The following is a 26,181-nucleotide window of genomic DNA, read 5'->3' on the forward strand; positions in this document are numbered from 1 at the left end:
AACTCAGGTTGCATCGATTGCGAGGCCAGGCAGCATGATGGGATGGATACGCAGAGCCGTAATGCAGTATGCCCACCGCACGGGACGGGCGCGCGGTTTGTACAAGAAGATGTGCAACCCTGCGGGGCTGGAATGGGGCACCTACCTGGCCCGCTGGGGCGGTTTTCACTCCGTGGGCACCAACGTCTACATCAACCAGGGTTGCAACGTGACCGATCCATCGCTGGTGCGCATCGGCAACAGCGTGGGCTTGTCCGATTGCACCCTCATCGGCCATGACGGCGTCGTGCTACTGATCGAGCACCGCTTCGGCAAGCACCTGGACTCGGTCGGCTTCATCGACATCAAGGACAACTGTTTCATCGGTCACGGCGCAATCATCATGCCGCGCGTGACCATCGGCCCGGACTCCGTCGTGGCCGCCGGGGCCGTGGTGACCAAGGACGTGCCGCCTGGCACTGTCTACGGGGGTAACCCCGCGGCCTTCATCTGCACCACCGACGCGCTGATCAAACGGGTGGAAGCCCGCTGCGAAGCCTATCCCTGGATCGACATCGTCAAGCAGCGCAAGGGCGCCTTCGACCCACAGGTGGAGCCCATGCTGATGGCCCAGCGGCGCCAGTACTTCTTCGGGGACAGCGACAATGGCTAAGCCGGTGGATGTGATGGTGGTCAATTTCAACACGGCCGGTTTGCTGCAGCCCATGTTCGATGCCTTGCGCAGCGCCGACAGCGAGCATCTGGCGCGCTACCTGGTGGTGGACAACGCCTCGGCCGATGACTCACTTGCACGCCTGACCCAGGTCTGCCCTCAGGCAGTGGTGCTTAGCAACCCGAAGAACGTAGGGTTTGGTCGTGCCAACAACCAGTTGCTGGCGCACCTGCAAGGCCAGTACGCCCTGCTGCTCAACACTGATGCTTTCATCGCCCAGGACGCGCTGCACAAAACGCTGGACTACATGCAGGCGCATCCGGAATGTGGCGTGCTCGGTGTTCGGCTCGAAGGTCGCGATGGCAGCCTGCAACCGAGCTGCCGGTATTTTCCGACGCCGCTCAACGTGTTTCTCGCCCGCACCGGGCTCGAACGCTTCGTCCCCGGCGTACAGCGCGTCGACGACATGAGCTGGGACCATGGCTCGGTGCGCGAATGCGATTGGCTGCCTGGATGTTTCTACTTGGTGCGCCGCGAAGTCCTTGACCAGGTGGGGCTGTTCGACCCCCGTTTCTTTCTGTATTACGAAGAGGTCGACCACTGCAAGCGCGTCAAGGCCGCGGGCTGGAAGGTGGTGTTCTACCCGTACACCACGGTGGTGCATATCGGCGGCGAGAGCTCCAAGTCGGTGGCCCAGCTCGAAGCCGCGAGCCGGCAGATATCCGCTTATCAGATCGAAAGCGAGCTGCTGTACTTTCGCAAGCACCACGGCCGCGCGGGCCTTGCCCTGCATATGGGGCTGGTGAGCCTGGGTGACGTGATACTGGCGCTCAAGGCGATGATCAAGCGGCGCGGGCGGGAGGCCTTGAAGGCCTGCTGGCTGCATAGCCGCACCACGTGGGCATTGCTGTTCAAAACCCGCTACGCCACCCAGCCGACAAGGTAGCGCGCCATGTTCGAGAATATTCGTGCCGATCTGCGGGCCCACGGTGGCGACTGGGGAGCCCAGGGGTTCTGGGTGATGTTGGTCTACCGGTTCGGCCGCTGGCGCTATGGCGTAAAGCCTGCGCCACTGCGCAAGCTCTGTTCGCTGGTCTACAAGGTGTTGTTCAAACTGGTACAGATCCTGACCGGGGTCGAACTGCCTTGCGAGGCGTTGGTGGGTCGCAATTTCGTCATCGATCACTTCGGCGGCATCATCGTCAGCGGCTACGCCCGGTTCGGTGACGACTGTCGCATTCGCAACGGCGTGGTGGTGGGGCTCAAGCAGGTCGATCGGCCTGTGGCGCCCGTGTTCGGTAACAATGTGGACATTGGTACCGGCGCCAAGATTCTGGGCGACATACGCATTGGCAACAATGTGGTGATTGGCGCCAATGCCGTCGTGCTGGTCGATGTGCCGGACAACAGCATTGCCGTGGGCGTGCCGGCGGTGGTCAAGCCCAGGCGCAGCCCTGCGACGCAGGTGATGCCGTGAGCGCACACCTGGAGAGCATTGGCGCCGTGGTGATTGGCCGCAACGAAGGCCAGCGCCTGGCGCGCTGCCTGCGCGCGCTGGTGACCCGTGTCGATACGGTGGTGTACGTGGATTCCGGCTCCACCGATGGCTCGGTTCAGCTCGCGCATCAGTTGGGTGTACACGTCCTGGCCCTGGACTTGAGTATCCCATTCACCGCCGCCCGCGCGCGCAACGAAGGCTTCGCCAGGCTGCACCAGTTGCAGCCCGGTCTGGACATGGTGCAGTTCGTTGATGGCGACTGCGAGATCGACGCCCAGTGGCTGCCCACTGCCCACGCCTTCTTGCAACAGCACGCCGAGGTAGCGGTGGTTTGCGGGCGGCGGCGTGAGCGCTTTGCCCAGCACAGCGTCTACAACCAGTTGTGCGACCTGGAGTGGGACACCCCGGTTGGCCAAGCCGAGGCCTGTGGCGGTGATGCATTGATGCGTGCCCAGGCATTCGCCAGCGTAGGCGGCTTCCGGGCGGGGCTGATTGCCGGCGAGGAGCCGGAGCTGTGTGTACGTTTGCGAGCCGCGGGCTGGAAAATATGGCGCCTGGACGCCGAAATGACCCTGCACGATGCAGCCATGACGCGCTTCGGCCAATGGTGGCGACGCAGCATGCGCGCCGGCTACGCCTATGCCGAAGGCGCCTGGTTGCATGGTGCTGCACCCGAGCGGCACTGGGTGCGTGAGTCCCGCCGTGCCTGGGTCTGGGGGCTGGGGATCCCGCTGCTGACACTGGCGGCATGCCTGCTGTTCGGGGCAGGGGGGCTGGCGCTCTTGCTGCTGTACCCACTGCAAGTCCTGCGGTTGGCCAGGCGCGGCGGCCTGGCGCCCCGGCAACGCAGGTTGCAGGCCTTGTTTCTGGTACTGGGCAAGTTCCCAGAGGCAGTGGGGCAACTGAAATTCTGGCGCCAGCGGCTGTTGCCCGGCAAATCAGCGCTGATCGAATACAAGTGAGATGACCCCATGATGCTTGTCCGCCTCGTGAGCAGCCTATCGACGTTGCAACCCGGTTTCACCCCGCGAGCCCTGAAGAGCAAGTGCGCGCTGGCCGTGCTCATGGTGAGCCATCGCCACGCGCTCGAGCGCTTCATGGGGCGCATGAGGACTGCACTGGGCCCCCAGTGGCGGCAGCGCGTAGGGGACGACGCGCTGGGCATGGTGCAATGGCCCTACATCAGCAGCGGCTGGAACGTGGCCCAACGGCTCGACACCGTGGCCTCGCATTTCGAAGTGGTGACTGCTAAAGCGCCGGTGCTGCTGATCACGAGCCGCGATGAGCGCCGCGTGTTGTGCGATTTGGGGGACCATTCACCGGCCTGCAGCCTAGTGCTGGACCGGCCGATCTGGTTCAAGCGCGAAGGCGAGTTGGTCCTGAACCTGTTTCAGGGCGACCTGCGGGTCGCGTCACTGGCCTTCACCCTGTGTAACGACGGGAACAGGTTGACGCTTTTCATCGGCGCCGTGCAAGGCATCCACAAAGGTATCGACAGTGAAACGTCCTTGGGCATCTACCGCGACCTGACCAAGCATTTCGAAGGCCTGCGCCCGCGCAGCCTGGTGCTCGAAGCGCTCAAGTGCCTGGCGCGCTCGCTCTCGGTCGATCGCATACTGGCCGTCAGCGACGGCTTCAGGCACCACCGTCATCCCTATTTTGGCGCCGATACCGGCCGTGAACTGGCGGCCGACTACGATGCTATCTGGCAGGAGCACGGCGGCCAGCCGGCACCCTGCAACGGTTTTTTCGAGCTACCCCTGGTGGCTGCACAGCGCGCCGAATCGGACATTCCCGCCAAGAAACGGGCCATGTACCGCCGCCGGCAGGCTTTGCTCGACGGTGTTTTCTCGCACATGCACAAGGCCTTGGCAGGCGCTGCCGGCAACCATGAACTACAAGAACTACAAGGGGATGCATGCGCTGGGCATGCATCGGCAGTGGACGCTCCGCCCCTGACAGAAGGCCGTACATAAGGCTTGTCGGGCGTGGTGTGTCATCAAGCGGGTTTGGATCTGGATTCGTATGCGTATTGCTTACTTCGTCAATCAGTACCCGAAGGTGAGTCACAGTTTCATACGGCGCGAAATCCTGGCGATTGAACGCCTGGGCATTACGGTTCAGCGCATTGCCCTGCGCGGATGGGACGCCCAGTTGCAGGACCCTGAGGATGTCTGCGAGAAAGCCAAAACGGTGTATGTGCTGCAGCATGGGCTGGCGGGTTTGCTCAAACCGCTCTGGCGCGTGCTGCGGGCACAACCACGGCGTTTCTGCCAAACCCTGAGCCTGGCCTTGCGCATGGGATACAGGGCGGACCGCGCCTGGCCGTATCACCTGGTATACCTGGCTGAAGCCTGCCAGGTACTGCTCTGGCTGCAGCAAAGCGGGGCCTCCCACGTTCATGCCCACTTTGGCACCAACTCCGCTGAAGTCGTCATGCTTGTCCACGCACTGGGTGGGCCGCCGTTCAGTTTCACCGTCCACGGACCGGAGGAGTTCGACAAGCCGCAGTTCCTGCACCTGGGCGACAAGGTCGACCGTGCAGCGTTCGTAGCGGCTGTCAGTGCCTACGGACGCAGCCAGCTATATCGCTGGGTGGCCCACGCCAACTGGCCGAAGGTCAAGGTGGTGCATTGCGGTCTGGAACGCGCGTTTCATGAGGTGCCCAGCGTGGCGATACCCCAGGCCCCGAGACTGGTTTGCGTGGGCCGCCTGTGCGAGCAGAAAGGCCAGTTACTGCTGCTGGAGGCCGCGTCCCGGCTGGCGGCGCGTTCCATCGCCTTCGAACTGGTGCTGGCCGGTGATGGCGAGATGCGCGGCGAGATAGAGCGGTTGATCGCCCATCATGGCTTGCAGCAACAGGTGTGCATCACCGGCTGGATCGGCAGTGAGCAGGTGCGCGAGCACATGCTTGCGGCGCGTGCCTTGGTGCTGCCCAGCTTCGCCGAAGGGTTGCCCGTGGTCTTGATGGAGGCCATGGCGCTGCGTCGTCCTGTGCTGAGCACCTATGTGGCAGGTATCCCCGAGCTGGTGCGCCCTGGCGAGAACGGCTGGCTGGTGCCAGCGGGGGATGTCGAACAATTGACCGAAGCCATGGCTGACTGCCTCCGGCAGCCGGTCGAGACGCTGCAGCGGATGGGCGCAGCCGGCCATGCGCGGGTGTTGGAGCGGCATGATGTGGACACTGAGGCGGCCCGGCTGGCCGAGTATTTCAAGGCAACGGCATGATCACTGTATTGACGTTCTTACTGGGGGGGCTGGCGCTCCTAGTCTCGGTTCCGGTGCTGGTGCTGCTGGGGCAGGTGTTGCTGGCCTACCTTCCCGCTCGTGCGCAACCCGTCGCTGCCCGGGCGCGCCCGCAGGTTGCCGTGCTGGTCCCGGCCCATGACGAGGCCAGCATCATCGCCGCCACGCTCGCGAGCCTGGTGCCGCAACTGCAAGCCGGTGACCGCCTGCTGGTCGTGGCCGACAACTGCAGCGACGACACAGCGCGACGGGCCGAGGAGGGCGGTGCTGAAGTGGTTGTGCGTCAGGATGCCTTGCGCCGGGGTAAAGGCTATGCGCTGGACTTCGGTATGCGTCACCTGGCCGCCGACCCGCCCCAGGTGGTGATCATCGTCGATGCCGATTGCCATGCTGAGCAAGGGGCGCTCGAACAACTGGCCCTTCGCTGCGCGCAGAGCGGCCGGCCGGTGCAGGCGCTGTACCTCATGAAGGCGCCGGCAGGTGCCGGTCTCAAGGTGCAGGTGGCCGAGTTCGCCTGGCGGGTCAAGAACCTGGTCCGGCCCCGTGGCTGGGCACGGGTGGGCTTGCCCTGCCAGCTCATGGGCTCGGGCATGGCGTTCCCGTGGCAGGACTTGGCCGCCGTGGACCTGGCCAACGGGCATCTGGTCGAAGACGTGAAATTGGGCCTTGACCTCTGCCAGCGGGGCACGCCGCCGTTGTTCTGCCCGCAGGCGCTGGTCACCAGTCAGTTCCCGACCAGTGAGCAAGGCCTTAACAGCCAGCGCACGCGTTGGGAGCACGGGCACCTGGGGCTGATGCTGGCCGATGCGCCCCGTCGCGCCTGGGCTGCCTTCAGCCAGCGCAACGTGGCCTTGGCCGGTTTGACGCTGGACGTGCTGGTGCCTCCGCTGGCCCTGCTGGTCCTGATGTTGCTGGGGCTCAACGCCCTTACCTGGGTGGCCTACGCCGTAGCAGACGTGGCGACACCTGCCTGGATGGCGCTGAGTGCGTTGCTGCTACTGGCGCTTGCCGTGCTGCTGGCCTGGGCACGATTCTGCCGCGACGTGATCCCGTTCTCGGTGCTGCTGTATGCGCCGTTCTACGCCTTGCGCAAGGTGCCGGTTTACGTGGGCTTTCTGATCAAGCGCCAGGTGGAGTGGGTGCGCTCCCGCCGGGAGGACGATTGATGGCCGCAAAGCAGTGGCCAGCACGGTGGCACGCGGTGATCGACCAGCTGCAGGTGGTCGAGGATAGCGGGGCTGCTGAGCGCCTGCTGCACGCCTTGGCTGCCCCTGTAGCCCCGACCGTGCTGGGCTTCGTCAATGCCCATGCCATGAACCTGGTCGTTCGCGATGACGCCTATGGCGAAGCGCTGCTGGGCGCCGATGTGCTGCTGCGCGATGGCTCGGGCATGGCGATGCTGTACCGTCAGCTCGGGTTGGCGCCAGGGTTGAACATGAACGGGACGGATTTCATTCCTCGGCTGGTGCACGCCTACGCAGGCCGCCGCGTGGCCTTCTGGGGCACCCGCCAGCCTTATCTGGGGCAGGCTGTTCAGTGCTGCGTTGCCACCTATGGCGTCACGCCGGTTTCGGTGCATGACGGCTTCGCCGACGTGTCGACGTACCTGCACCTGGCGACCGAGCATCGGCCGGATCTGATCCTGCTAGGCATGGGCATGCCCAAGCAGGAGGCCGTGGCGGCTGCGCTCAAAGGCACGGGCCTTGTGTGCACGATCGTTTGCGGCGGCGCCGTGTTGGACTTCATGGGCGGCAAGGTCCATCGCGCACCGGCCTGGGTCAGGCGGCTGGGTGCAGAGTGGCTGTACCGCTTGCTGTGCGAGCCCCGGCGGCTGTTCATGCGCTACGTGGTGGGCAACCCGCTGTTCCTGTTACGCGCCCGGCGGTTCGCCCGGGCAGGGCGAGCGCTGCATCCTGGCGGCTGATGACATGGCGCGGTCGCGCGAAGTTACCGCGCAGCCAAGGACGGGCTGCTACAGTGATATCACCGCTACAGACACCCGCGCGCGCCTGCTGCTGTACCGGTTTCGCCAACGCTGTCCTTCAGTATCAAAGGGCGATTACAGGCCCTGGCCATGTACCCATCGATGAGGTCTGAAATGGTGTTCGAACCCCGAAGCAGCCGGTCTTTGCTTCAGCGCAGAAGCAGCGTCAGCAACGCCGTGCAAGCCGGTCTGGATGGCGTGGCGGTGACCGGCATTGCCTGGTACCTGATCTACGACCAGTTCGGCTACATCACGTCCGACTACGTCATCATGTTGCTGTTGCTGATCGGGGCACTGGCGGTCATCTACGATCACTACGCCATCTATCGCACCAACGTCGGGCTGTCGATCAAGGCGTTCCGGCTGTTCAAGGCATGGTCGGCAACGTTCTGCTTTCTGGTGGTCATGGCCTTTCTGACCAAGCAGAGCGAAACCTATTCACGGCTGTTGGTGGTGGAATTGTTCGTCATCGGCTACATCGCCCAGCTGTTTCTGCATGTTGCCGTGCGTGAACTGCAAAAACGCTTTACCGCCCACGCTCGCCTTGAGAACGCCCTGATCATCGGCGACGGTGACCTGGCTAATTTCCTCTATCAGAAAATCAGCAGCAACCCCTGGTTCGGGGAACGGGTGGTAGGCTGCGTGTTGACCGCAAAAGCCGCGCCGCACGGCGACGACGTCGAGCACGGCAAGCAGCGCCTGCCGGTGCTGGGGCATATCAGCGATTTGGACGGCATCGTCGCCCAGCATGGCATCCGCACGGTCTACCTGGTGACGCCACTGGGCGGCTCGCAAGTCATCAGCGACGTCTATTTCAAACTGCTCGACAAGTGCATCGCAGTGAACTGGGTGCCCGACATTTTCTCCCTGCGCCTGATCAACCATAGCGTGCGCGAAATCGCCGGTATTCCTGTCCTGACCCTGTCTGAAACCCCGTTGACCGGCATGAGCCTGTTCCTGAAGAACCTCGAGGATCGTGTCCTGGCGGCACTGATTCTGCTGTGTGCATCGCCGGTGTTGCTGGCTGTGGCCCTGGCGATCAAGCTCGACAGCCCAGGCCCGGTGTTCTTTCGCCAGGAACGCACGGGCTGGACCGGGGAATCGTTTCGGATCTGGAAATTTCGCAGCATGCATGTTCACCAGCCCGAAGCCGGGCAGATCAAGCAGGCACAGAAAAACGACCCGCGCCTGACCCGGGTCGGCGCCTTCATCCGGCGCACCAGCCTCGATGAGCTGCCGCAGTTGTTCAATGTACTGACGGGCGAGATGTCATTGGTTGGCCCCAGGCCCCATGCATTGCAGCATGACACCTTGTACTCCCAGGACATCGTCGACTATTTCGCGCGCCACAACATCAAGCCAGGCATGACCGGCCTTGCCCAGGTGCGGGGCTTCAGGGGTGAAACTAAGGACATCGAGCAGATGATCCAGCGTGTCGATTCGGACATCGAGTACATCAACAACTGGTCCCTGTGGCTGGATTTCGTGATCCTGGTGCGCACCCTAAACGCCTTCACCGGCAAGCAGGCGTACTAGCGACCCAAGCCAGACAGGCTGGGTGTTTTGCGCTACAGATCTTGCGGTGCGCCAGTCAGGGGATGCAATTCTCGAAACGCCTGCGCTTCTGCCACCAGCCAGTCGTGTACCGCACGTGCGCCGGGCTGGTTCAACCCGCCAGGCGGGTAGTGCACCACGTAGCGCTTGTGGTTGGGGATGGCGACCCCGAATGGCACGATCAGCGCGCCACGCTCCAGTTCGTCGTTGAGCAGGGTACGCCGGGCAATGGCCACGCCAAGGCCCGCAATGGCCGCCTCGATGGTCAGGTGGTTGCGGTTGAAGGTGTGGCCACGCCGTACGGCTTGCGCAGGCGCACCGATGCCTTCCAGGTAGAACTCCCATTCGGCATATTCCGAGCTGCCTCGCCAGGCCGTGATGTCGTGCAGCAACGGGTAGTGCACCAAGTCCGCTGGCCCGTGCAGCGGGGGACGCCCACGCAGCAGGGCTGGGGAGCAGACCGGGAAGATCTGCTCGGCCAGAAGCGGCGTCGACAGCATACCGGGGTAGCTGCCGTCGTTGAGGTCGATCGCCAGGTCAAAATCCCCAGGCGTCAGGGCCTGTGCGCTGTCCTCGGCCACCAGCCGCAGCTCGATGTCGGGGTAGCGTTGCTGGAAACGTGACAGCCGCGGGGTCAGCCACTTGGCCAGGAACGAGGGGATCGAGCGCACCCGTACGGTGCCGCGTATTTCACCTGCATCCAGGCGCACCAGTTCTGCCTCGATGCTGCCATAGGCGTCCGCCACCGTCTGAGCCAGGCGCTGGCCTTCGGCGCTCAGTTCCACGCCACGGGCGCGGCGCAGGAACAGCCGATAACCCAGGCGCTCCTCCAGTTGGCGCATCTGCTGGCTTACGGCCCCGGGGGTGATATGCAGCTCCTCGGCGCAGCGGGTGAACGACAGGTGACGGGCGGCACAGGCGAACACGTGCAGCCAGACGAAGGATTGCCCTGTCAGTTGGCGTCTCATGGTTTAGTCCTGCTAAAGGCTGGCTTAGGAAGTTTCGTTGGTCATTTGTAGCACAGGGGCGCAGTATCTCGCGAAACGGGCCTGTGCGCCTGAGGTTTTCAAGTATTGGGCGTTTTGGCAGCAGCAACCGCCCGTCAGGTATTAGCATGGCTATCAGTGTTTTCGACCTTTTCAAAATCGGTATTGGCCCATCCAGTTCGCATACGGTCGGCCCCATGCGCGCCGCCGCCACGTTTGCCCAAGCGCTGCGCGAGCAAGGCTTGCTCAACAGCACCCAGCGTGTCGAAGTACGCCTGTATGGTTCGCTGTCGGCCACTGGCGTGGGCCATGCCACTGATCGAGCCTGCCTGCTGGGCCTGATGGGACAATGGCCAGACCGCATCGACCCTGCCAGCATCGATGCGCGCATCGGCCAAGTGTTGCAAGAGCATTGCCTGATGCTCGACGGCAGTCATCCTGTGGCGTTCGACTACGCCCGCGACCTGCTGTTGCTCGATGAAAACCTGCCCTATCACCCCAACGCCATGCGCCTGGAGGCGTTCGACCAGCAGGCAAGCCTGCTGCACCAGACCTACTACTCGGTAGGCGGCGGGTTCATTGTCGAGGAGGCCGAGCTGACAGCGCCGGTGGGCCTGTCGCCAACCGTCACGCTGCCTTACGAGTTCGACAGCGCAGCCGAGCTGCTGGCGCTGTGTAGCCAGCATGGCCTGAGCGTTGCGCAGTTGATGATGGCTAACGAATGCGCGTGGCGGCCCCAGGCGCAGGTGCGCGACGGGCTGCTGCGCATCTGGGCGGCCATGCGCGAGTGCGTCGACAATGGGCTGCGCAACGAGGGCGTATTGCCGGGCGGCTTGCAGGTCAAGCGCCGGGCGGCCAAGCTGCACCGCAGCTTGCAGGAGCTGGGCAAGCCCAACGTCATCGGCTCTACCTTGAGCGCCATGGAGTGGGTCAACCTGTTCGCCTTGGCGGTCAATGAAGAGAATGCCGCCGGTGGGCGCATGGTCACCGCACCCACCAATGGCGCGGCCGGCATCATCCCGGCCGTGTTGCACTACTTCATGAAATTCAACCCCGGCGCCTGCGATGACGACGTGGTGGATTTCCTCCTGGCGGCTGCGGCCGTGGGCATCCTGTGCAAGAAGAATGCGTCAATTTCCGGTGCCGAGGTAGGCTGCCAGGGCGAGGTGGGCTCAGCGTGCTCGATGGCAGCCGCAGGCCTGGCGCAGCTGCTGGGCGCTACGCCCCCGCAGCTGGAAAATGCCGCTGAAATTGCGCTGGAGCACAACCTGGGCCTGACCTGTGACCCGGTCGGCGGCCTCGTTCAGGTGCCCTGCATCGAGCGCAATGCCATCGCCGCGGTCAAGGCGATCAACGCTGTGCAGATGGCGCTGCGCGGTGACGGGGAACACTTCATTTCCCTGGACCGCGTCATCCGCACCATGCGCGACACCGGTGCGGACATGCACGCCAACTACAAGGAAACTTCTCGCGGCGGCCTGGCCGTTGCGTTCGTGGAGTGTTGAGCACCCTGCGCTTCAGCGCAGGGCAGTCGAACCCGGGCTGCTGTGCATGGCCTGTTTGAACAGGCCCTTGAGTTGTTCGTTGCCCGCGTCAATCAAGTGGTTGTCATCGAAATACAGCGGCCTGCCGTCCTTTGAACCCATGCACTTGCCGTCCGGGCAGAGGTAGGGCACCGGGTCAACGATACCTGCGTGGCAGCGTTCGGCCGCCGTCTCGATGGCTTCCAGGGCCAGGCGGTTGCGGGCCTGGTAATCGCTCACAGGCGTGACGATGTCGCTGTTCATGCCTAGAAGCCGGTGCTGCAGGGTCAGGCCCTTGTAGACACTGAACGGCATTTCCGGCACCGGCTTGACGATGTACACCGGGCGATTTTGTGCCAGCATGCACACCGTTTGGGTGTAGGTCTGGATGAACTGCTGCTCGAATTGCGGGCCGCTTTGGTGCTTGTCGCCGTTGAAGTAGACGCTATAGCCACTGTGCCGGCGCTGGTCGGTATACAGCGCTGCGCGGCTGAACAGGAACAAGGGTACGCCAGGGTAGTCCGTGGCCAGTTGGGCGAACTTGTCGGCGTTGAAGGCTTTGCAGTGCTGCTCGACGTCCTTGTCGCCCATTTCGAAGTCGATCAGGGTAGGGCAGCCGGCCCGTGCCCAGCCCATCGCCGCGCCGGGGTTTTCCAGCATCAAGGCCGCGGCGGTGGATTGGGCATGGCTGTCGCCCAGCAGAAGGGCCGAGATATCGCCGGTGCCCAATACGCACTGTGCGGCCCCGTACGGGTTGGTGTCGCAATGCTGTGCGTACAGCTTGCTGTCGTACTCCGGCTTGCCGTCATCGTGGGCCCAGCGCAGTTGCGGGTTGTGCTTGATTGCCGAGGCCACGGCCCCTGCCGCCGCCACCCACACCAGGCCCATGCCTGCGTAACGGGCAAGGCCCAGTACTGGGCGCTTGAGGGCGCGTGTCCTGCTTTCGATCAACCCATAGGACGCCGCGCCCAGCGCAACCGACAACAGCACCGCACAGGTCACCGCGCGCCAGTCTTGCAGCAGCCCGCAGGTATAGAGCAACACCACCAATGGCCAATGCCAGAGGTAGATCGAATAAGACGTCTTGCCCAGAAATGCCAGTGCCCGGTTGCGTGCGAACAGGCTGTTGGCATTGGCGTGGATCACCAGCAGGGTGCCGATCACCGGTATCAGGGCCAGGTAACCCGGCCAGGTAGCGTCGTGGGGCAGCAGTGCCAGGGCGCCTGCAATCAGTGCAAGGCCCAGGGCTTCGCACAGTGCCGCCGCCCTGGGCGAAAGCGCGAGCGGATACAGGAACACCAGAGCACCGGCGAGCATTTCCCAGGCTCGGGTAGGCAGCAGGAAGAACGATGCGACCGGATGGCCTGGGCTGTAGAGCGCCGAGAACACCAGCGAACCGGCACCCAGCGCTAACACAAGCCGCTTGAACGTAGGCGGTGCGCACACCTTGTGCAGGCCCATCACGATCACTGGGTAGATCAGGTAGAACTGCCACTCCACCGACAGCGACCAGGTGTGCAGCAGCCAGTTTTCCTGAAGCGGTGCATCGAAATAACTGCCGTCACGGGCGAAATAATGGTTGGACGTGAATAGCAGGCTTTCCTTGCTGGTGCGCAGCAACTCCCGGTAGTCGTCCGTCGCCAGGAAGAAATACCCGAACACGGCCAGGGCGATGCACAACCCCAGCAGCGCCGGAATGATTCGCCTGGCCCTGGCCGCGTAGAAACCGATCAGCGAGAACTGCTGCTTGTGCAGGCCGCTCACGATGATCCGGGTCATCAGGTAGCCCGAAATCACGAAGAACACATCCACGCCGAGAAACCCGGCCGAGAACCCCGGGATCTTGAAGTGGTACAGCACGACCGATATGACGGCCAACGCCCGCAGGGCGTTGATGTTCTTGTGAAACAGCATGGGAGGGGTCCTGATCTGGCCTGGGCCGGGTGGCCCGCTTCCTTTTGGCATGGTCGGCGCGACCATGCATTTCGAGGGGCGCAGACTACCACATGGCCCATGGCCTGTACCTGAACGTCTTCACCCCAGGGCCTCGCGCAGCCGGTACCACAACATGCCAAGGGCCAGCAGGGGCGAGCGCAGCGCTCTGCCGCCGGGGAACGTGAGGTGGGGCACGGCGCTGAACACATCCAGCCCCTTGCTTTGCCCCAGCGCGATGCTCTGGGCAAGCAGCCTGGCCGTCCAGTGTGTGACGTTCAGCCCATGGCCCGAATAACCCTGGGCATAGTAGACGTTGGGATGATCACGCAGTCGCCCGACCTGTGGGAAGCGGTTGGCCGTGATGCCGATCATGCCGCCCCATTGATAGTCGATGCGCACTTCGCCCAACTGTCGGAACACCCGGTGCACCTTGGGCCGCATGTACGCGGCGATATCGCGGGGATCGCGCCCGGAGTATTGGCAGGCACCGCCGAACAGCAAGCGCCGGTCGGCGGTCAGGCGATAGTAGTCCAGCCCCACCTTCTGATCACACAAGGCCATGTCCTGGGGAATGAGCGACATTGCGACCGTTTCCTCCAGTGGCTCGGTCACGACCACGTAGCTACCCGCTGGCAGCACCTTGCCGCTGAGCCTGGGCTCCAGGCCCTCAAGGTGGGCATTGCAACCCAGTACCAGGCTGGCAGCGCGTACCTTGCCGTGCGCGGTGTGCACCGTTACGGTGGAGCCATGGTCGATGCGCATGACCGGGCTTTGTTCAAAGATCTGCACCCCCAGGGACTGCGCCGCTCGGGCTTCGCCCTGCACCAGATCCAATGGGTGCAGATGCCCTGAACCCATGTCCACCATGCCGCCTGCATAACGGTCGCTGCCAACCACTTCGCGCAGGCGCTCTGCCGGCACCCGGTAGGTGTGAGGCTGGTAGCCCAAGGCCGCCAGCTCCTGCTGCTCGGCGACAAAGGCAGCGAACTGGGCGGGGGTATTGGCCAGCTCGCAGAAGCCCCAGCGCAGGTCGCATGCTATGCCGTGGCGGGCGATGCGCTCAGCCACCAGGGTGACCGAGTCGATGCCTGCCTGCTTCAGATACCTCACGCCGTCCTCGCCCACGTACCGAGCGAAGCCGTTGACATCATGGCCGATGCCACGGATCAGCTGGCCGCCATTGCGCCCGCTGGCACCCCAACCCACGCGCCGGCCTTCGAGCAGCACCACCGACAGGCCGCGCTCGGCGAGTTCCAGTGCGGTGTTGACCCCTGTCAGGCCGCCGCCGACGACGCACACATCGGCATCGACTTCGCCGTCGAGGTACGGATAGCGGGTTGTATCACGGGCAGTGGCCGCATAGTAGGACGCGGCATGTTCGGCAGATAAAGGCATGGGTAAGGCTCACTCAGCGATTGGACTTGATCTTGGTCCAGGCGCGCGTCATCAGGCGCATGATCTTCGGGCTTTGTGTCGTAGAGATGTACAACTTGTCCAGCACCTGCTGGGGTGGGTAGACCTCGGGGTTGTTCACCAACGCCGGGTCCATGAATGCTTTGGCATCGGGGTTGGCATTGGCATAACCGACCGTCGCGCTGACCTTGGCGATCACCTGTGGGTCGAGCAGGTAGTTGATGAAGGCCAGGGCCTGCTCGGGGTTGTTGGCATCCTTGGGGATGGCCAGCAGGTCGAACCACAGGTTGCTGCCCTCCTTGGGGATGCTGTAGGCGATCTTCACACCATTGTTGGCCTCTGCCGCGCGGTTGGCGGCCTGGAACACGTCGCCCGAATAGCCAAAGGCGATGCAAATATTGCCGTTGGCCAGGTCCGAGACGTACTTGGAGGAATGGAAGTAGGTGATATAGGGCCGCAGGGCTAGCAGGCGCGCCTCGGCCTTGGGATAGTCCGCTGTGTTCTCGCTGCGCGGGTCCATGCCCAGGTAGTTGAGCATGGCCGGGAACAGCTCATCGGGCGAGTCCATGAAGGCCACGCCGCACTGCTTGAGTTTCTTGAGGTTTTCGGGCTCGAACAGCACCGCCCAGGAGTCCACCCGATCGATGCCCAAGGCTGCCTTGACCTTGTCCACGTTGTAGCCGATGCCGTTGGTCCCCCATAGGTAGGGCACTGCATAGCGGTTACCGGGATCGTTCTGCTCCAGCAGCTTGAGCAGCTTGGGGTCCAGGTGCTGCCAGTTGGTCAGCTTGCTGCGATCGAGCGGCAGGAAGGCGCCCGCCTGAGCCTGGCGTGCCAGGAAGTGGTTGGACGGCACCACCACGTCATAGCCGGTGCGACCTGCCAGCAGCTTGCCTTCGAGGGTCTCATTGGAGTCGAACACGTCGTACACCACCTTGATACCGGTGCTGGCCTGAAAGTCCGCCAGCGTCGTGTCACCGATATAGTCGGTCCAGTTGTACACGCTGACCGTCGGCGCTGCCTGGCTGGTGGCCGCGAACAACAGGGTGAATGCAGAAGGGATCAGGGCTTTCAGGTAATGCATGACGACACCTCGTTGGCATTGTTGTGGGTGTACGGTGCTGAGGGGCCGCGTTGCGGCCCTTGCAGGATCAGACGCTCAGCATCAGGAACTCGCGCTCCCATGAGCTGATGACGCGCTTGTAGTTCTCATGCTCGGCCCGCTTGACCGCCACGTAGCCCTGCACGAATGACTTGCCCAGGTAGCGTTGAACGGTCTGGCAGTCTTCCATGTGCTGCAGCGCATCCTCGATGGTGATCGGCAAGCGCAGGTTGCGCCGTTCGTAAGCCCGGCCCTGGACCGGCGCGCTGGGGTCGATCTGCTCGACCATGCCCAGATAGCCGCACAGCAGACTGGCGGCGATGGCCAGGTAAGGGTTGGCGTCTGCGCCCGGCAAGCGGTTTTCCACCCGCATGGACTCGGGCGTGGACGTGGGAACGCGCAGGCCTGCGGTGCGGTTCTCTTCGCCCCACTCGACGTTGACCGGGGCGGAGGTGTCCGGCAGGAACCGGCGGAACGAGTTGACGTTGGGAGCGAACATCGGCAACAACTTGGGTATGTACCGTTGCAGACCGCCGATGTGGTGCAGGAACAACTGGCTCATGGTCCCGTCATCGTTGGCGAACACCGGCTTGCCGGTGGCCACGTCGAGCACGCTTTGGTGCAGGTGCATGGCACTGCCGGGTTCATCGGTGATGGGCTTGGCCATGAACGTGGCCGCCACGTTGTGCTTGAGGGCCGCTTCGCGCATGGTGCGCTTGAACACTGTGATCTGGTCGGCCAGGTCAAGCGCGTCACCGTGGCGGAAATTGATCTCCATCTGCGCAGGGCCGTCTTCATGGATCAGGGTGTCCAGGTCCAGCCCCTGCAATTCGCACCAGTCGTAGACGTCCTCGAACAAGGGGTCGAACTCGTTGGCCGCGTCAATGGAGAACGACTGGCGCCCACTCTCGGCACGCCCGGAGCGGCCCAGCGGCACCTGCAATGGCAGGTCCGGGTCTTCGCAGCGCTGGGTGAGGTAGAACTCCATCTCAGGGGCCACGATGGGTTGCCAGCCTTTATCGGCATACAGTTGCAGCACTTTCTTGAGAACGTTTCTAGGTGACAGCTCGATCGGGTTGCCCTGTTTGTCGAAAGTGTCATGGATCACGATGGCGGTCGGCTCGATGGCCCAGGGAATTTGGTACACCGCACTGGGGTCAGGCCGGCAGATCATGTCGATGTCGGCCGCATCGAGCAGGCTGTAATAGATGTCATCGTCGACATAGTCGCCGGTGACGGTCTGCAACAGTACGCTCTCGGGCAGGCGCATGCCCCGTTCGTGCAGGAACTTGGCGGTAGGGGCGATCTTGCCGCGGGCGATGCCGGTCAAGTCGCTGATGACGCATTCGACCTCGGTGATGCGGTGCTCTTTCAGCCAGGCGGACAGCTGATCGAAGGGGGCGTTCATACGGACCTCTTGAGGTTATCGGTGAGTGCGCGGCATCACAGGTGAACAGGCATTGGCTTCCCAGTCGACGCGCTGGCGACTATCTTGGTCGCAGTCCCGGCTACGATCTATCCACTTTCTACGCTGTCGAATGCACCATAAGAGTGCACAAAGGATGTCGCGTGAATACCGCAGATGCCTTGCAGGTCCAGGCTTACCACACTCACGATGTCACCGAGCAGATCCGCGTCACACCTGGGTGGCAGCAGCACTACCGGCAAATGTCGCCGGGTCATTTCAGCGGCGAGCTTCGCTGTCTGGGACTGGACGGGCTGCAGGTGTACGAGGAACGGCTCAACACCCGGGTGGAACAATTCTTTCGACCGCCTTCGGGCTCGCTGACCTTCTGCTTCGACCGAAGCGAGAACAACCTGTACCTGCTCAATGAGCATACTCGCAACATCTGGATCACCCCTGAGCACTACCAGGAAGTGGCCGTGGTGTTCGAGCAGGCCTTCCTGCTCAGCCATGGGCTGGACCTCGAACGCCTTGATGGCCTGTTCATGGTGCCGCTGGGCAGCGGGCAAACGGCGCTGTTTGGCAGTTGGCTCAGCGCCACGCTGACCCACTTGGGGCAATCACAGGGTTGTGTGCAGGGGCAAGCCCTGGCCGAGCAACTGCTGCAGGATTGCCTGTTCATTCTGGACAACGCCTGCCAGCGCCTGCAGGGCGTGGCGCTGGGGCAGCGGGGGGAGGCAAGGGCCATCATGCGCCGTGTCAGTGACTGGGCCGCCGATTGCCCCGAGCAGACCTTGAACCTGGTCGAGCTGGCCAGCGTTGCAGGCGTTTCGCTGCGCCAATTGCAACAGGCATTCAAGGCCTTCACAGGGATGACCCCTGCGCACTGGTTGCGGCTAAGACGCCTGAACGGCGCCCGGCGGGATCTGCTCGATGGGGCCAGCGGTACCGTGGCCGAAGTAGCAATGCGGTGGTCATTCTGGCATTTAGGAAGGTTTTCAAACAGTTACAGGCATTTGTTCAAGGAACTTCCCAGCGACACGCTGCGGCGCGCCAAGGGTTGAGCAGCCCCCGCATTGCGGCATGACGATCCAAGGGTTCTTGGTGCCTGCATCAGGGCGATAAAATTGCTATCTTGCCGCCCTGATAAACATCTGAGGTGCCGATGTTCTACCTGCCTTTGCCCAGTGACCAGGCCGACAACCTCGCCGCCGGCACCTGTGCCGATCCACTTGCCTCGGCCAGTGTGCTGCAAGCGGCTGCCATGCTGTTCGTCCAGCGCCTGGCCAGTCAACGGGCGCCGCTCACGGCCGACGCCCAGGAGCGGCGCTTCGCTGAGGTGCTGCGCATTGCCCAGCAGGTCGAGCAGGCAGCGCCCGGGCGTTTTCAGGCGCAGGTGCAGCAGCAATTCGACCGCGAAGTGTTCGCCATGGGCCTGGGCATGCTGGGCGAAAATGGCGTGGCGCTGTTGTCGCCTGAGGTTGTTCATTCGCCGGACGAGTTGCTGGACGATCAGGGGCAGTGGAACTACCAGTTCGCCGACCTGTACCGGCAGCGCGTCACGCCCCTGCATGCCGTACACCTGCCGTCGCTGGCCAGCGATCTTAGGCTCAGTGATCAGCAAAACCGTCTGTTGCGTGAGTTTCTCAGCGGGGTGGACGAATCGGTGGCTGTGCAGGGTTTTGCAGGCACCGGCAAGACCTTTCTGATTCATCAGTTCGCCAGGTTGCTCGATCCGCAGCGCACCTTGCTGCTGGCCCTGACCGAGGGGCAGCTGCGGGCGCTGCAGGCGCGGGTAAAGGATGCAAAGGCCTACACGGCCATGACATTCGGGCAACTGGCCGATGAGCTTTTAAACCGCGACCTGACCCGCACCGGCTGGCGATTGCGTGACCCGTACCGCACCCGGCAGTCCTGGCGACCGCAGGAGGCGCAGATCGTGCGCTGGCTCGGCTTGCCCGACGTCGGGCCGCTGGCCGCCGTCGACGTGGTGGGCGTGTGCGTACGCGCGGTGCGCGCCTTTTGCCACAGTGGCGACGCGCAGATTGGCTTGCACCATTTGCCGTCGTCCGTACCGGGTATCACGCCGCTGGACCAGCACGTGCTGCTCGAAAAGGCGCGCCTTTACTGGCAGGCGCTGATCCGCCCCCCGGCCAGGGACGTTCAGTTGCCGCTGCGCGATTATCACCGGGTCAAATTGCTTGCCCTATCCGGCTACCTGATCGATGCGCGATATACCCATGTCATCGTGGACGAAGCCCACGAATTGTCAGCGCCCATGCTCGAAGTGCTCGACCGCAGCCCGCAATCGGTGATTGCGCTGGGTGACGAGCTGCAGAACCTCAATGGCCTGAGCGCCCATCATGGTGGGTTCATTCGTCAACGCTACATCGACCATTCGTTGCGGGTCGGGCCGGCCATGGACAATGTGCTCAACCCGTTGATTCAGGCGCATCCGGCTGCCATCCAGGCTGCGTTCAGCGGCAGTGCCGAGCATTACACACGCGTCAGTTTCTTCGACAGCGTGACCGTGCCCGAGCAGCCAACGGCCTTGATCGTCGAGGATGAGTGGGGCCTGTTCGGTTGGTTCCAGCGCCTGACGCACCTTGGCGTTGCGTTTGTGATGCTGCACGGGGCACGCAAGGACTTCGAGCTGTTTGTCGAAGACTGCATCGAGCTGTACCGCCACGGCACCCGGCCGCGGCACCCGATGCTGTTCCGGTACGCCAGCTGGCAGGCGCTGGCCGAGCACAAAGGGGACGACAAGGCGTTCATCGCCGTGGCTTCGATGCTGGGCAAGGGGTATACCTCGCAGCATTTTGCCAAGGCCAAGAGCCGCTACCGCTGGGACAAGGCGCCCAAGCTGTTCCTGGGACGGGTCCGGGATGTGAGGAACATGGAGTTCGCGCGGGTGATGGTGTCGCCAGAGCTGATGGTGCCGCAACAGGTGACAGGCAACCGCAACGAGCGCGCCCGGCTACTGGCGGGGCTGTACACGGCGTGTTCCAGGGCTCGGCACGAGCTGATCGTGCCGGGTGGGATGCTCGATTGGGTGAAGGATCAGGGGCGCGACTGATGGCAGATGGAGCGTGGGATCAGTGCTGCACGCGTGATCTGCGGTGATGGGTGTATGGGGCCTTGTAGGGCAGGGGGCCAGTCTAGGCGTTATAAAGCCGGGGCCGCTGCGCGGCCCATCGCGGTGCAAGACCTCTCCTACAGGGACCGCGTAACCCTGAGCCGGCCGCTGCGTCTAGGGTGACTGTCTTGCCCCTTACATGAAACCCACCGGCTCGCGTGTAGGAGCGGTCTTGCACCGCGATGGGGACGCGCAGCGGCCCCCGACGGTGTAAAACTAACCCCGCAACACGGCACCCAAGCCTGCCAGCGCCTCAGTTGCGATCCAACCACACCGTCTGCACATTGGTGAACTCACGCACGCCAAAATGCGACAGTTCACGCCCAAACCCGCTTTTCTTCACCCCGCCGAAGGCGACACGGGGGTCGGAGGCGCAGTAGCCATTGATGAACACCGCACCGGTCTCCAGCGCCGACGTCATGCGCTCGGCCAAGGCATAGTCGGCGGTGTAGATGGTCGAGGCCAGGCCAAACTCGCTGTCGTTGGCCAACGCCACGGCATGGTCGGCATCCCGCGCGGTGGTGATCGCCGCAACCGGGCCGAACAGTTCCTGCCTGAAGGCTGTCATCTGCGGCGTTACATCCCCCAGCACGGTCGGTGCGTAAACGTTGGCCACACCTTCGACCTTGTGCCCGCCGAGCAACAACGTAGCGCCCTCGGCAAGGCTGGCCTGCACCTGGCCATCAAGCTCGTCGCGCAAATCGTAGCGGGCCATGGGTCCGATATAGGTCGCCTCTTCAAGCGGGTTGCCCACCTTCAAGGCCTGCGTTGCTTCAACGAACTTGCGTGTGAAGGCCTCGGCGATGCTCTGCTCGACGATAAAGCGCTTGGCGGCCGCGCACACTTGCCCGGTATTCTGGTACCGCCCGATCACTGCTGCCTGCACGGCTGCATCCAGATCGGCATCGGCCAGCACGATGAAAGGGTCCGAGCCGCCCAGTTCCAGTACGCACTTCTTCAGCGCAGCACCGACTTGAGCACCGATCGCCATGCCGGCGCGCACGCTGCCGGTCAAGGTCACCGCCGCAATGCGCGGGTCGTTGATGGCGCGAGTCACACCGTCCGGTGTCACGTTGAGCACCTCGAACACACCCTCTGGAACGCCCGCATCCTTGAACAGCTTATCCAGCAGGTAGGCGCTGCCCATCACATTGGGGGCATGCTTGAGCACGTAGGTGTTACCCGCCAGAATCGCCGGTACCGCGCCGCGCAGCACCTGCCAGACGGGGAAGTTCCAAGGCATCACGGCCAGGATCGGGCCCAACGGGCGGTATTCGATGCGGGCTTTTTCGACCTGGGTCGCTTCAGGCGCGAGCATCGCGGGGCCGTGCTCGGCGTACCAGCGGCATAGCCCCACGCACTTGCTGACTTCACCACGGGCCTGGGTGATGGGTTTGCCGATTTCGCGGCTGATCATCTGGGCAAACGTCTCTGCCTGAGTCTCCAGGGCAGTGGCCAGCGCCAGGAGGTGCTCGCTGCGCTGATCGGCCGACAGCCGGCTCCACTGGCCGTAGCCATGCTTGGCCCGCGTTAGCGCAGCTTCGAGCGCGGCATCGGTGTCGAACGGGTAGGCGCCGATCTGTTCGCCGGTGTACGGGTCAAGGGAGATGGCGTGGGTCTGGCTGCTGATCGCATTCATGGCGGGACACTCTCGCTGTAGGTATGCAGTGGGCTCAGCCTAGTGGGCTAGGGATTTAATGAAAACTGAATAATAATGAGCCACTCATTCACGTTCGGAGAAAGCCGTGGACCTGATACAACTTGAGATGTTCAAGGCAGTCGCCGAGCAAGGCAGCATCAGTGCAGCGGCGCAGCATATCCACCGGGTGCCCTCCAACCTGACCACGCGCATCAAGCAACTGGAAGAGGACTTGGGCGTAGACCTGTTCATTCGCGAAAAAAGCCGCCTGCGCTTATCCCCGGCCGGCTGGAATTTTCTGGAGTACACCCGGCGCATCCTCGACTTGGTCCAGGAGGCGCGCAGCACGGTGGCAGGGGAGGATCCGCAGGGCACGTTCGCACTGGGCTCGCTCGAAAGCACCGCGGCGGTGCGCATCCCGGCCGTGCTGGCAGCCTACAACCAGCGCTATCCCAAGGTGGACCTGGATCTGTCCACGGGACCATCCGGCACCATGCTAGAGGGTGTTCTGTCGGGTCGGCTGGTGGCCGCGTTCATCGACGGGCCGGTCTTGCACCCGACCTTGGAGGGCATGCCGGTCTTCGAAGAAGAGATGGTGATCATCGCGCCCCTCAACCACGCGCCCGTGACCCGGGCGCAAGACGTGAACGGCGAAAACATCTACGCCTTTCGCGCCAACTGCTCGTACCGGCACCATTTCGAGAACTGGTTCGTCAACGATCAGGCCGTCCCACGCAAGATCCACGAAATGGAGTCCTACCATGGCATGTTGGCGTGCGTCAGTGCCGGTGCAGGCTTGGCCATGATGCCGCGCACGATGCTGGAGAACATGCCAGGGTGCAGCACGGTCAGTGCCTGGCCGATGTCTGAAGACTTCCGTTACCTCAAGACCTGGCTGGTCTGGCGCCGTGGAACGGTCTCGCGCAGCTTGTCAACGTTCGTGAATCTACTTGAAGAAAGTATCTCATCTACCTGATTCAAAATGATTTTGAACGATTCTTACAGTGACCAGTCTAGGCATCCGTTGCCGGCTCGATGCGTTGGACCACTATGCCAGGGCCTTGGATATGGAAAGCGGTCTAGCGCGCCTATCCAGCCCAATCCAAGTAGTAAACGGCTAAGGAACACGAGAAGTGATAGCAATCTACTTCCAAGTTCCTATACAACTGACCATAATCCGGCAATTATTACATCGTGTGACCGAAACATGAGATTCGGTTACCAAAAATTTCGAGAGGTCAAAGCCCCAGGCCGTCCAGTCGATGCTCAGCAGGCTGATGCAACCGACTGACCCAGGGTCCAGACTTCCAGCTGTCGCACTTACCATCAGGAGATGTCATAGATGAAATCCCGTATCGCTGCTTCGTTGGCTGCCGCCGTGCTGGCCTTCGCCGGGGCGAACCTGGCCCAGGCTGCTCAGGTTTCCGGCGCTGTCGGTGTTACCAGCCAAGGCGACATGACCTACCGTGCAGGCTTGTCCTTCGACTGGGACAAGCAGTGGTTCGAAACCAGTGTTGGTCACCTGACCGGCTACTGGGACGCGGGCTACACCTATTGGGAAGGCGGTGACGCCAGCGGTGCCCACTCGCTGTCCTTCAGCCCGGTGTTCACCTATGAGTTCAGCGGCTTCACCTACACCCCCTACATCGAAGCGGGTATCGGTATCGCGGCATTTTCCAAGACCCGTGTCGGCGACCAGCGCCTGGGCTCGTCCTTCAACTTCGAAGACCGTATTGGCCTGGGCTTGAAGTTGCCGTCGGAGCAGAAGGTCGGCATCCGCGCCATCCATTACTCCAACGCCGGCATCCGCCAGCCTAACGATGGCATCGAGTCGTACTCGCTGTTCTACAGCAAAGGCTTCTGATGAACAGCCCGGCTCGGCGGCTGCGTTGCCGCCGAGCCGGTCGAGTGCCTGTCAGAAGGTGTAGGCCACCCCGGCCTGCACCGTACGCGGCGCGCCGGGATAGGCGTAGGTGTTGAACGAGCCTTCGTCATAGCCCTTGTTGAACAGGTTCTTCACGTCCAGGTTCAGGCGTACGTGCTCGTTCACCTTGTAGAAGCTCAGCAGGTCCACCACGCTGTAGCGCTCCATGGTGTAGGTGGTGGTTGCGGTCTGGCCGGCGCGGTCATCCACATACTTCACCCCAACGCCCAACCCGAGCCCCTTGGCCAAACCGTCCTGAAACTCGTAGGTGTTCAGCAGGCTGAAGGTATTGCGCGGGATATTGGCAAGGCGCGTACCGCTGGGCAGGCTGGTGTCCTTGGTGACTTCGGCGTCGACATAGGAATAGCCACCGATGACGCGCCATTCGGGGGTCAGGTTGCCTGCCACATTGATATCCAGCCCGCGGCTGCGCACTTGGCCTGCGGCCACCTTGAAGGTGTTGGTAGGGTCGCTTGGATCGTTGGCCAGGACATTTTCCTTGATGATGTGATAGACCGCGGCATCCGCGCTCAGCTGGCCATCGAGCGACGCCCACTTCAACCCCAGCTCATAAGACTTGCCCTTTTCCGGATCGAAGCCGCCACCGCTGGCGGGCGTGCCGGTGTTGGGCTTGAACGAGCGCGCGGTATTGGCGTACACCGCCAGGGTATCGGTCAGGTCGTAGATCAGCCCAACGCGCGGCGTGACGCCATTTTCCCCTTTGCTGAAGTCGCGGTTGGTGGGCATCTTGTCGTCGTAGTCATGCTCGAAGCGCTCCAGGCGTACCCCGGCCAGCGCCTTGAGACGTTCGGTCAGGGCCACTTGGTCCTGAATGAAGAACGCCCAGGTTTGCAGGTTCTCCTTGTCCCAGGTGGTGGTGCGCGTCAGGGCAGGGCGAGGCTGGCCCAGTACCGGGTGATAGATATCGATGGGGTAGGTACCATCGCGCGCCGAGGAGCGCTGGATGATGGAGTTGTAATCGTAGTTCTCGTATTCGACGCCGGTCAGCAAGGTGTGGCTGAACGCGCCTGTGTCGAAGTGCCCCGTCAGGTTCAGTTGCCAGTCCCGGTCGGTCCACTGCAGCTTGCGCCAGTTGAAGTTACGCTCCAGGGTGCGGCCATCCACCGGGGCCTTGTTGGCCTCCACGGCGTTGCCGTGCAGGCTGCCATCGAGGAACTGGAAACCGCCAGCCAGCGTCCAGTCCTGGTTGAGCAGATGCTCGAAGCGTACCTGGGCCATGTTGTTGTCGTTGTGCAGCAGGTTGTCACTGCCCTTTTCCCAGATGTAGGTGTCCCGCGAGGCACTGCGCGGTTGGCTAGCGTAGCGGGTCAGGCCACGGTCGAGGGGGTGGTTGTTGCGCATGAAGTCGCCTTCGAACACCACCTTGGTGCTGTCGTTGACCTGCCAGCTGAGTACTGGCGCTACGTCATAGCGCTCGCCCTGCACATCGTCACGGAAGCTGTCGCCGCCTTCGCCCAGCACATTGAGCCGGTAGGCCACGGAGCCATCCTCGTTCAGCGGCCCGGTGGCATCGAGGGTAGCGCGGTGCATGCCTTGGTCGTCGAACTGACTGCCCAGGGTCACTTTAGGGTCTGGTAGGGGTTGCTTGCTGACCACGTTGAAGGTGCCCCCCGGATCGCCACGGCCATACAGGCTGCTGGCCGGGCCGCGGATGACTTCCAGGCGCTCGACCGTGTTGGCGTCGGGCGCGTTGGGGTAGCCCCGGTTGATCGGGAACCCGTTGCGGTAGAACTCGCCAGTGGTAAAGCCGCGCACCGTGAAGGTGGTAAGGCCCTGGCCGCCGAAGTTGTTGGCACGGCCTACGCCGCCGGCATAATCGAGCCCGTCCTGCAGGCGCGTGGCGCCAGTATCCTGCAGGACATCCTTGGGCACCACGCTGACCGACTGAGGCGTCTCGTGCAGTGCGGTGTCAGTGCGCGTGGCGCTGGCCGAGCGACTGGCCTTGTACCCCTCGACCGGGCCATCGGCCCGCTCGGCGTCGGCACTGCCGGTAATGCTCAAGGCTTGAAGTTCGATTTGCGCGGTGTCGGGCGGGGAGGCCGGGTCGGCAAACGCCAGGGGAGAAACGGCGTGAAGTACACAAAGCGAGACGAACGTGCGACGCATCGACAGTACGATCCTAAGTAGGGCGCTGAGGTTGGAGGTTTAACCGCGCCGCGAAAA

At 63.1% G+C, this 26,181-nt stretch carries 21 protein-coding genes; 14 read left to right on the forward strand and 7 right to left on the reverse strand.

Features of this window, described 5'->3' with window-relative positions; translation table 11 throughout:
• Nucleotides 1–34: 34 nt before the first annotated feature.
• The 9 genes from ACF8R3_RS13490 to ACF8R3_RS13530 all read left to right on the forward strand — a co-directional run bounded on the left by ACF8R3_RS13490 (nt 35) and on the right by ACF8R3_RS13530 (nt 8,916).
• Nucleotides 35–652, forward strand: a complete 618-nt coding sequence (locus ACF8R3_RS13490; protein WP_197844762.1) for an acyltransferase — start codon at nt 35–37, stop codon at nt 650–652.
• On the forward strand, nt 645–1,598 hold the full coding sequence (locus ACF8R3_RS13495) for a glycosyltransferase family 2 protein (RefSeq protein ID WP_392515718.1): 954 nt from the start codon (nt 645–647) through the stop codon (nt 1,596–1,598). The genes ACF8R3_RS13490 and ACF8R3_RS13495 overlap by 8 nt, the downstream gene beginning before the upstream one ends.
• Before the next feature lie 6 nt (nt 1,599–1,604).
• Entirely contained in the window at nt 1,605–2,129 is a 525-nt protein-coding gene (locus tag ACF8R3_RS13500) for a serine O-acetyltransferase (RefSeq protein ID WP_058639225.1), read from the forward strand.
• Nucleotides 2,126–3,112 carry a glycosyltransferase family 2 protein gene (locus ACF8R3_RS13505; protein WP_392515719.1) on the forward strand — a complete coding sequence of 329 codons (987 nt, stop codon included), beginning with the start codon at nt 2,126–2,128 and terminating at the stop codon, nt 3,110–3,112. Before ACF8R3_RS13500 ends, ACF8R3_RS13505 begins: the two co-directional genes overlap by 4 nt.
• 9 nt (nt 3,113–3,121) lie before the next feature.
• A complete protein-coding gene (locus ACF8R3_RS13510) occupies nt 3,122–4,126 on the forward strand; it encodes a DUF535 family protein (protein ID WP_392515720.1) in 1,005 nt (334 codons plus the stop codon).
• 49 nt (nt 4,127–4,175) lie between these two features.
• Nucleotides 4,176–5,378, forward strand: coding sequence for a glycosyltransferase (locus ACF8R3_RS13515; protein WP_058639227.1), 1,203 nt, complete (start codon nt 4,176–4,178; stop codon nt 5,376–5,378).
• Complete coding sequence (locus ACF8R3_RS13520) at nt 5,375–6,562, forward strand: glycosyltransferase family 2 protein (protein ID WP_392515721.1); 1,188 nt, start codon at nt 5,375–5,377, stop codon at nt 6,560–6,562. Before ACF8R3_RS13515 ends, ACF8R3_RS13520 begins: the two co-directional genes overlap by 4 nt.
• Nucleotides 6,562–7,320 carry a WecB/TagA/CpsF family glycosyltransferase gene (locus tag ACF8R3_RS13525; RefSeq protein WP_197844766.1) on the forward strand — a complete coding sequence of 253 codons (759 nt, stop codon included), beginning with the start codon at nt 6,562–6,564 and terminating at the stop codon, nt 7,318–7,320. The genes ACF8R3_RS13520 and ACF8R3_RS13525 overlap by 1 nt, the downstream gene beginning before the upstream one ends.
• A gap of 174 nt (nt 7,321–7,494) precedes the next feature.
• Nucleotides 7,495–8,916, forward strand: a complete 1,422-nt coding sequence (locus ACF8R3_RS13530) for an undecaprenyl-phosphate glucose phosphotransferase (protein ID WP_196186525.1) — start codon at nt 7,495–7,497, stop codon at nt 8,914–8,916.
• Between the two features lie 32 nt (nt 8,917–8,948).
• Here the strand turns inward: ACF8R3_RS13530 and ACF8R3_RS13535 are convergent, their stop codons facing one another.
• Nucleotides 8,949–9,902: a LysR substrate-binding domain-containing protein gene (locus ACF8R3_RS13535; RefSeq protein WP_058639231.1), complete on the reverse strand. Its 954-nt coding sequence runs from the start codon at nt 9,900–9,902 to the stop codon at nt 8,949–8,951.
• A 146-nt stretch (nt 9,903–10,048) separates the two neighbouring features.
• Between ACF8R3_RS13535 and ACF8R3_RS13540 the strand changes: the two genes are divergently transcribed.
• Nucleotides 10,049–11,425 (forward strand): L-serine ammonia-lyase, encoded by a 1,377-nt coding sequence (locus ACF8R3_RS13540; protein WP_196142754.1) that lies wholly within the window; start codon nt 10,049–10,051, stop codon nt 11,423–11,425.
• A 12-nt stretch (nt 11,426–11,437) separates the two neighbouring features.
• Here the strand turns inward: ACF8R3_RS13540 and ACF8R3_RS13545 are convergent, their stop codons facing one another.
• From ACF8R3_RS13545 to ACF8R3_RS13560, 4 genes are all read right to left on the reverse strand, one after another.
• Entirely contained in the window at nt 11,438–13,357 is a 1,920-nt protein-coding gene (locus tag ACF8R3_RS13545) for an acyltransferase family protein (protein WP_392515722.1), read from the reverse strand.
• 120 nt (nt 13,358–13,477) lie between these two features.
• A complete protein-coding gene (locus tag ACF8R3_RS13550) occupies nt 13,478–14,773 on the reverse strand; it encodes an NAD(P)/FAD-dependent oxidoreductase (RefSeq protein ID WP_392515723.1) in 1,296 nt (431 codons plus the stop codon).
• Nucleotides 14,774–14,786: 13 nt separating this feature from the next.
• Entirely contained in the window at nt 14,787–15,875 is a 1,089-nt protein-coding gene (locus tag ACF8R3_RS13555; RefSeq protein WP_196121889.1) for a polyamine ABC transporter substrate-binding protein, read from the reverse strand.
• A 67-nt stretch (nt 15,876–15,942) separates the two neighbouring features.
• Nucleotides 15,943–17,301: a glutamine synthetase family protein gene (locus ACF8R3_RS13560; protein ID WP_392515724.1), complete on the reverse strand. Its 1,359-nt coding sequence runs from the start codon at nt 17,299–17,301 to the stop codon at nt 15,943–15,945.
• A 161-nt stretch (nt 17,302–17,462) separates the two neighbouring features.
• On the opposite strand from ACF8R3_RS13560, the gene ACF8R3_RS13565 reads away from it, so the two are divergent.
• Together ACF8R3_RS13565 and ACF8R3_RS13570 are read left to right on the forward strand one after the other, a co-directional pair.
• Nucleotides 17,463–18,362 (forward strand): helix-turn-helix domain-containing protein, encoded by a 900-nt coding sequence (locus ACF8R3_RS13565; RefSeq protein ID WP_392515725.1) that lies wholly within the window; start codon nt 17,463–17,465, stop codon nt 18,360–18,362.
• A gap of 101 nt (nt 18,363–18,463) precedes the next feature.
• Nucleotides 18,464–20,374, forward strand: a complete 1,911-nt coding sequence (locus ACF8R3_RS13570; RefSeq protein ID WP_392515726.1) for a hypothetical protein — start codon at nt 18,464–18,466, stop codon at nt 20,372–20,374.
• Nucleotides 20,375–20,687: 313 nt separating this feature from the next.
• Here the strand turns inward: ACF8R3_RS13570 and ACF8R3_RS13575 are convergent, their stop codons facing one another.
• Nucleotides 20,688–22,073 carry an aldehyde dehydrogenase family protein gene (locus ACF8R3_RS13575; protein ID WP_197844450.1) on the reverse strand — a complete coding sequence of 462 codons (1,386 nt, stop codon included), beginning with the start codon at nt 22,071–22,073 and terminating at the stop codon, nt 20,688–20,690.
• A gap of 106 nt (nt 22,074–22,179) precedes the next feature.
• On the opposite strand from ACF8R3_RS13575, the gene ACF8R3_RS13580 reads away from it, so the two are divergent.
• The gene (locus ACF8R3_RS13580; protein ID WP_058639239.1) at nt 22,180–23,049 is read left to right on the forward strand and encodes a LysR family transcriptional regulator; all 870 of its coding nucleotides are present in this window, start codon (nt 22,180–22,182) and stop codon (nt 23,047–23,049) included.
• A gap of 366 nt (nt 23,050–23,415) precedes the next feature.
• Nucleotides 23,416–23,937 carry an acyloxyacyl hydrolase gene (locus ACF8R3_RS13585; RefSeq protein ID WP_058604547.1) on the forward strand — a complete coding sequence of 174 codons (522 nt, stop codon included), beginning with the start codon at nt 23,416–23,418 and terminating at the stop codon, nt 23,935–23,937.
• Nucleotides 23,938–23,988: 51 nt separating this feature from the next.
• On the opposite strand, the gene ACF8R3_RS13590 is transcribed toward ACF8R3_RS13585, so the two are convergent.
• Nucleotides 23,989–26,124, reverse strand: a complete 2,136-nt coding sequence (locus ACF8R3_RS13590; RefSeq protein WP_196121802.1) for a TonB-dependent siderophore receptor — start codon at nt 26,122–26,124, stop codon at nt 23,989–23,991.
• Nucleotides 26,125–26,181 lie beyond the last annotated feature (57 nt).

This window comes from Pseudomonas sp. FYR_7, from assembly GCF_043106155.1.
GTDB lineage: Bacteria > Pseudomonadota > Gammaproteobacteria > Pseudomonadales > Pseudomonadaceae > Aquipseudomonas > Aquipseudomonas parafulva_B.